A 6,684-nucleotide genomic window follows, 5' to 3' on the forward strand; every position below is an offset into this window, starting at 1 on the left:
TTAATTTAATTACGTGACAGCTCCTCCCTTTTTTAAAGGGAGGTTAGGAGGGATTTATGCAATAATATTGCATTAAAATTCTAAAAACTTTGTAATAAACACTTATGGACAACAAAACATTCACTGGAAGTGGGACAACATGGGCTAATGCATGTGTTGGGGATAATGGACAACCTAATTATATAGAATATTCAAAAGGCTATTCTAAAGCGGCTAATCTTCTTTTAAATTACATTTTAAATTCCAAAGGTGAACAAATTGATCATTTGATTTATCCAATCTGTTTTAATATGCGCCATTCTATTGAGCTTAGACTTAAAGGTGCTATTGAAGAAATTAGATTATTAGCTCACATCAAAAAGATTGATTTACCCTGTTTTAATTTGATTACTTCACATGATATTGGGAATATTTGGTCATATTTCAAAATAAATGCAAATTTGCTTGATACCCGTTTTAGAGAGTTAATTGATCGAATTAATGAAACAATATGTGATATAGCAAGTATTGATCCTACAGGACAAACTTTTAGATATCCTAGAAGCAATGATGATCAGACACATTTAGTCGAACAAGGGGTTATCAACTGTTATATTCTCAATACTAGATTCAAAGATTTAGAAGATAATCTAGATGATTTAATTTATTTGATTGATTCATTGATAGATGAATACAAACTTGGGACATTCACAAAAAACCTATCACGCCAACAAATATTTGAGTTAACTACACATCTTCCGCCATACGAACAATGGAGTGATAACTCCTTCAAAGCCATTAAAGAACAACTGACAAAATGTTATAAAATTTCTAATAATGAACTAACTAAAGCCATAAAGCTTATTAAAGATCATTATGAATTAAGTCATAAAATCGGAATCAAAAAACCTCTTGCTTTTTTGAATGATGTCCAAATTTTAGAACTATGTGACATCTGGATAACTTATTTTTCTCCTAACTTTAAAGAAGTGTAGTGATTAAATAAACTACGTGACAACGCCTCCCTTTATTAAAGGGAGGTTGGGAGGGATTCCACATCTAAAATAAGTGTACCCAAAAACAAGCCAATCACTCACCCATTAATCAGAAATACTGCTTTTTTACACTTTTATGTCAGACACCACACCAATTTCCTTATAATAATCACCTTTAGATCTCCCCAAATTCATAACCCATTGGTGCATTAATGAAAAAACTCATGAACAACGCAGAAAACATCGTTGTCCAAATGTGCAAAGGACTTGTACTGGCTCATCCAAAGCTTCAATTTAATGAAGCCTATAAAATCATTTCACGTAAAGAAAAACACCAAAACGTGGCATTGATCAGTGGCGGCGGTAGCGGTCATGAACCTGCACATGCAGGCTTTGTTGGCACAGGTATGTTAGACGCTGCTGTGTGCGGCGACGTATTTGCATCTCCGTCGCAAATTCAGGTCTATAAAGCCTTACAGCAAGTCGCGACTGACAAAGGCGTGCTGATGATCATCAAAAACTATTCTGGCGATATGATGAATTTCCAGAATGGCGCAGCTCTTGCGACTGAAGACGGCATTAAAGTTGACTATGTAAAAGTGGCAGATGACATTGCGGTTAAAGACAGCCTATATACAGTCGGTCGTCGTGGTGTTGCAGGCACAGTATTTGTACATAAGATTGCAGGCGCAGCAGCATCAAAAGGCTTAGAACTTGCAGACGTAAAAGCGATTGCTCAAAAAGCTGCGGACAACGTCATTAGCCTTGGTTTTGCTTATAGCTCATGTACTGTTCCAGCCAAAGGCACGCCAACGTTTATTTTGGCTGATGACGAAATGGAATATGGCGTCGGCATTCACGGTGAACCCGGCATCCGTCGTGAAAAAATCTTGCCATCCAAAAAAATGGCACAGCGCATCGTGGATGACCTGTTCCTTGACCGCCCAGACATGAAAGAAGTTGCAGTCTTGGTCAATGGCTTTGGTAGCACACCGCTGCAAGAGTTGTATGTCTTTAACCATGATGTATGCGAACACCTTGCACGTAAAGGCATCAAAATTTACCGCACATTTGTCGGCAACTATATGACCAGTATCGACATGAATGGTGCATCTGTGTCCTTGCTTGCTGTCGATGATGAATTGAAAACCTACCTCGATGCAGCAGCCAATACCCCTGCATTTAAAATGGATGGTTCAGCAGCACAGCCTTTAACTTTCGCGACCAAAGATACTGCAACCGAAACAGTGGTAAACACCCAAGTTGAAACTCAGCCTGAACATGCAGTGATTAGCAATGAACAATTCACCGTTGAAAACATGCGCTATGTGGTGGATGTCATGTCTGCCTGCATCATTAGAAATGAAGTGCCATTTTGTGAACTAGACGCGCATGCAGGTGACGGCGACTTCGGGATGAGCGTGGCGAAAGGCTTTAAGCAATTAAAACGCGAATGGCAAAGTCTGATTCAAGCGCAGCAGATGGATGAATTCCTGCTCAACTGTTCAATGATCATTATGGAACATTGCGGCGGCGCGTCTGGCCCAATCTGGGGTTCAGCATTCCGTGCAGCAGCGAAATCGATTCAAGGCAAAGCTGTTTTGAATACCGCAGAATTTGCAGAGATGCTGCAAGCAGCAGTCAAAGGCATTCAAACCACAGGTGAACGTTCATTTGGACGTGGCGCAGTGGTCGGTGATAAAACCCTGATTGATGCCTTAGTGCCATGTGCAGATTCTTGGTCTGCCCATACAGATAGATCCTTTAAAGAAAACTTCACATTAGGTGCAAAAGCGGCTGTTCAAGGCGCCGAAAAGACTAAAGAAATTATAGCGCGTATGGGACGTGCGGGAACTGTGGGCGATCGCAGTCTTGGCTATCCAGATGCTGGCGCACATGGTTTAGGCGTGATCTTTACGGATATTGCTGAACATTTGAAATAAGTTTTGAATGTAAAAAAGCCCTAATCACTTTGCAGTTTTTAGGGCTTTTTTTATTGTTCATTGCTTAAATTAGCAATCATCAATATTCAAACGGTATTTGAATAGCTTGCCATTTTTAAAAATAAATTCGATGGAATCATTTGACCCTTCCACACCAGCGTCAATCACGTTTTTATCATCTGTTTCAAAGATATGATTTTTGAATTTTTTCTTAAACGCGGCTTGATCCAAGTTATAAGGAATACGCTGATGATGAAAAATCACGGTATTGTTATCTCTAAAATACACTTCTTGAATCTGTCCGTTGGCAAGCACTGTGTAGCTGCCAAACTTCCATTGGTCTGGGAAATACCTGTCATTGCATTCGTCACGGCCGCCTTTAATCACTTTATTGGGCTTAGCTAACTTTTCAGGCTTCATATACCAATCTTGATAAACTTTGCCTTGAATCACGGGTTGAATACTTTCCGCAGCAACAACGCTTAGCGGCAGCATAGCCAGCAGCACCATTAATTTTATTTTCATACGATTTCTTTATTATTTATCAATTGAAGCGGCATTTTAACCAAGCCAAAGCTAAAATTAAAAGGTCTTTACAGCTTTCTACGAAGCAATTTCAATCTCTATGACATTCAAATGATGCATCATTTCCCGAATCAACACAAAATAAGCCCATAGCTTAAAATCATTCCCTGCTCTGTCTGCATAATATTCCAGCCGCTCCACCCACTCATTAAATGCATGTTCCAGCATGCTACGGTCTATGCGCTTCACATCATTAAAAAACAGTGCCGACAGCTGCTGCATATACACATCTGACGTATGCGCAATGCGCTGGGTGTGATAATCCAATTTTGACTGTTCCAGCAGCTCTTCTATCACATAGATCATATTTTCAATCGCCAAAGCATCGATACGGCCAAAACGCACACTTTGCGCAATGATAAAATTCAGACCTTGTGAAATTTCAATCATTTGCTCGTCTATTTCAAATTTTAGCTGCTCATCAGCCAGTGAAAATGCAATCACTGCTTACGAATCGCCCATGTGCATCTTCTCCTGCCAATCTTCAAGTCAAACCCAGCATTAACGCAATAAAAAGCGCCATCTGATTCATCCTATCAGACAGCGCGATTATTTAGCCTAAAAAAGATCAGTTAGTGTGTTGATTAGCCTACAGGCTTAACCTGCGTCTTTGGCAGAAAGAAAGTGGCTAAACCCAGTAAAGGCAGCAATGAACAAGCACCAAAGACCCATTCAATGCCATTGATATCTGCCAAATAACCCAAACCTGCTGCAGCAATACCACTTACACCGAACATCAAGCCAAACATTAATCCTGCAATCATTCCTACGCGACCAGGTACGGCTTCTTGCGCATAGACCACCATAGCAGCGAAAGCCGATGACATCACTAAACCCACGATAATAGACAGCACGGTCGTCCAAAATAAATTTGCATAGGGCATGATGAGTGCAAAAGGCGCCATGCCAATAAAAGACACCCAAATTACGGCTTTACGGCCAATTTTATCGCCAATCGGCCCGCCAGCAAATGTGCCCAAGGCAACGGCTGCCAAAAAAGCAAATAAATGTAGCTGGGCATTTTGCAAACTTAAGCCAAATTTATGCATTAGATAAAAGGTGAAATAGTTGCTGATGCTGGCGATATAGGTAAATTTGGCAAACATCAGCACGCAAATAGTTGCTAATGCAATAAACAGCTGTCTGCCTTGTAGCTTGCTTTGTACCTGCTGTGCTTTTGATGTGGCTTGGCTAAGGCTATGTTTAATATTCCAGCGACTCACAGCAAACAGTACCCAAATGGCCAACAAAGCAAAGACCACCAGCCATGCGACTGCATGCTGTCCAAAAGGGACGATAATCAACGCGGCCAATAGTGGGCCAATAGCAGAACCTGTGTTCCCACCAACCTGAAATGTAGATTGGGCTGTGCCAAAACGACCACCTGATGCCATACGCGCCACCCGCGATGCTTCAGGATGAAAAGTCGATGACCCTACCCCAATGAGGGCAGAAGCGATCAGCAGTACGGTAAAACTTGGGGAAAAAGCCAATAGCACAATACCACTGAACGTAACAACCATGCCCATTGGGAGCAAATAAGGCTTAGGATGCTTATCGGTATAGAGGCCAATCCATGGTTGCAATAATGAAGCTGTCAGTTGATAGACCAGTGAAATCAGACCGACTTCTGCAAAACTCAGTGAAAAGTTGACTTTCAGCATCGGGTAAATAGCAGGTAAAACCGCTTGTATTAAATCATTTAGCAGATGCGCTACCGCAACTGCACCCACAATTTTAATCACCATACCTTGTGGCTGCGTACTTGCTACGTCAGCATCATTCTTCACGGGTATTGAAGCGTTCATTGCCCGTTCACTCCATGTCTGTATTGATCGATTTTTGATTGTAAATTGTCACTCATAGCATTATCTTCCAATAATCATTGTATAAGTGACAAAAATGAGGCCTGCATGCATAGCTTGCTGATTGAAACTGAAATGTCGGAACTGGTCATTGGCTTATCTTCTGAGCATAGCTATCGGGAGATTACGCCACCACATCATCATTCGCGGGCACAATTTCTCTATGCATCTAGTGGCATGATTCAAGTGTATACGCCCAACCATGTTTGGATTGTACCGCCTATGTGTGCGCTGTGGATTCCTGCTGGGATCGAGCACAGTGTCATTTCACTTAGTCATGTCAAAATGAATACGGCGCTGGTCGATACAGCAGCCGCGGACCTGATGGGCCAAAATTGTTTTATTATTCGTGTAAGCAAACTACTGCATGAACTACTGATTCGCTTAAATGCGCTCGAAAGTATGCCACCATCTGAAGTGCTGAGTGCAGATGAGTTATCACGCTCGTTGCAAATTTTAATCTTCGATGAAATTCATAAAGCAAATCTGTTGCCTATTCAGATTCCTTGGCCACAAGACAAACGCCTGCTACAAATATGTAAAACCATGTTAGATACACCCGACCAACTGAAGGATTTAAGCACATGGGCCGATGATATTGGCACAAGTGCGCGTACCCTCATGCGTATGTTCCAAAAAGAAACGGGGCTTTCTTATCGGGCTTGGATTCAGCAAATGCATATCGCGCATGCGCTAAGTAAAATTTCAATCGGCGAATCTGTGGCACAAATCTCTAGGACACTTGGCTACAGTAACCCCAGTGCTTTTAGTGCCATGTTTAAACGGCATTTGGGACAAACACCACAGCAGTTTAGGCAAGGGGCTAAATAATGCCGAACATTATTTTAATCTGTTAAACGTTCAACAAAGAGCACGCCATTTAGGTGATCTACCTCGTGTTGTACTATACGTGCAGGAAAGCCTGAAAACTCTGTTTCGATCTGCTCGCCTTGTACGCTTCGATAACGCACACGAATTTGGGCAGCTCGTGCAACTTGACCACGCCTGTCTGGCACACTCAGACAGCCTTCTTCACCATCTAAGGTCTGTTCAGACTGAACACAATTTCAGGGTTAATCATCACAATTGCATCCATTTCAGGTGCATCGGGATAACGCACATTAGGACGTGAAGCCACGATAATAATTCGCTTAGAAATATACACTTGTGGTGCCGCAATACCGACACCATTGCGGTCCAGCATGGTTGCATGCATCGCCTGCGTTAGCACAGTTAACCACGGACAATTAAACTCAGCTTCACTCACTGCAACAGCCACTAAATTTAGAATAGCCTCACCTTGTTGTGCGACAGTTA

At 41.8% G+C, this 6,684-nt stretch carries 6 protein-coding genes and 1 pseudogene; 3 read left to right on the plus strand and 4 right to left on the minus strand.

All coding sequences use genetic code 11. The annotated features are described in order from the left end of the window. Positions 1-104 precede the first annotated feature (104 nt). Positions 105-974 carry a hypothetical protein gene (locus EXE29_RS15125; protein WP_117007656.1) on the plus strand — a complete coding sequence of 290 codons (870 nt, stop codon included), beginning with the start codon at positions 105-107 and terminating at the stop codon, positions 972-974. A gap of 212 nt (positions 975-1,186) precedes the next feature. Further along, a complete protein-coding gene (gene dhaK, locus EXE29_RS15130; protein ID WP_120364977.1) occupies positions 1,187-2,917 on the plus strand; it encodes a dihydroxyacetone kinase subunit DhaK in 1,731 nt (576 codons plus the stop codon). 69 nt (positions 2,918-2,986) lie between these two features. Here the strand turns inward: dhaK and EXE29_RS15135 are convergent, their stop codons facing one another. The 3 genes from EXE29_RS15135 to EXE29_RS15145 form a co-directional block, all read right to left on the minus strand. After that, on the minus strand, positions 2,987-3,442 hold the full coding sequence (locus EXE29_RS15135) for a hypothetical protein (protein ID WP_130125672.1): 456 nt from the start codon (positions 3,440-3,442) through the stop codon (positions 2,987-2,989). Positions 3,443-3,520: 78 nt separating this feature from the next. Continuing rightward, the gene (locus tag EXE29_RS15140; protein ID WP_252383556.1) at positions 3,521-3,892 is read right to left on the minus strand and encodes a hypothetical protein; all 372 of its coding nucleotides are present in this window, start codon (positions 3,890-3,892) and stop codon (positions 3,521-3,523) included. 194 nt (positions 3,893-4,086) lie between these two features. After that, the gene (locus EXE29_RS15145; protein WP_120364978.1) at positions 4,087-5,310 is read right to left on the minus strand and encodes an MFS transporter; all 1,224 of its coding nucleotides are present in this window, start codon (positions 5,308-5,310) and stop codon (positions 4,087-4,089) included. A gap of 105 nt (positions 5,311-5,415) precedes the next feature. Here EXE29_RS15145 and EXE29_RS15150 point away from each other — a divergent pair, with 105 nt between their 5' ends. Next, positions 5,416-6,198, plus strand: coding sequence for an AraC family transcriptional regulator (locus tag EXE29_RS15150; RefSeq protein ID WP_106985778.1), 783 nt, complete (start codon positions 5,416-5,418; stop codon positions 6,196-6,198). 14 nt (positions 6,199-6,212) lie between these two features. Here EXE29_RS15150 and def read toward each other — a convergent pair. Then, a pseudogene (gene def, locus EXE29_RS15155) lies at positions 6,213-6,684 on the minus strand (peptide deformylase); the annotation flags it as partial.

It is taken from the genome of Acinetobacter sp. WCHAc060006, from assembly GCF_004209135.1.
Classification (GTDB): domain Bacteria; phylum Pseudomonadota; class Gammaproteobacteria; order Pseudomonadales; family Moraxellaceae; genus Acinetobacter; species Acinetobacter cumulans.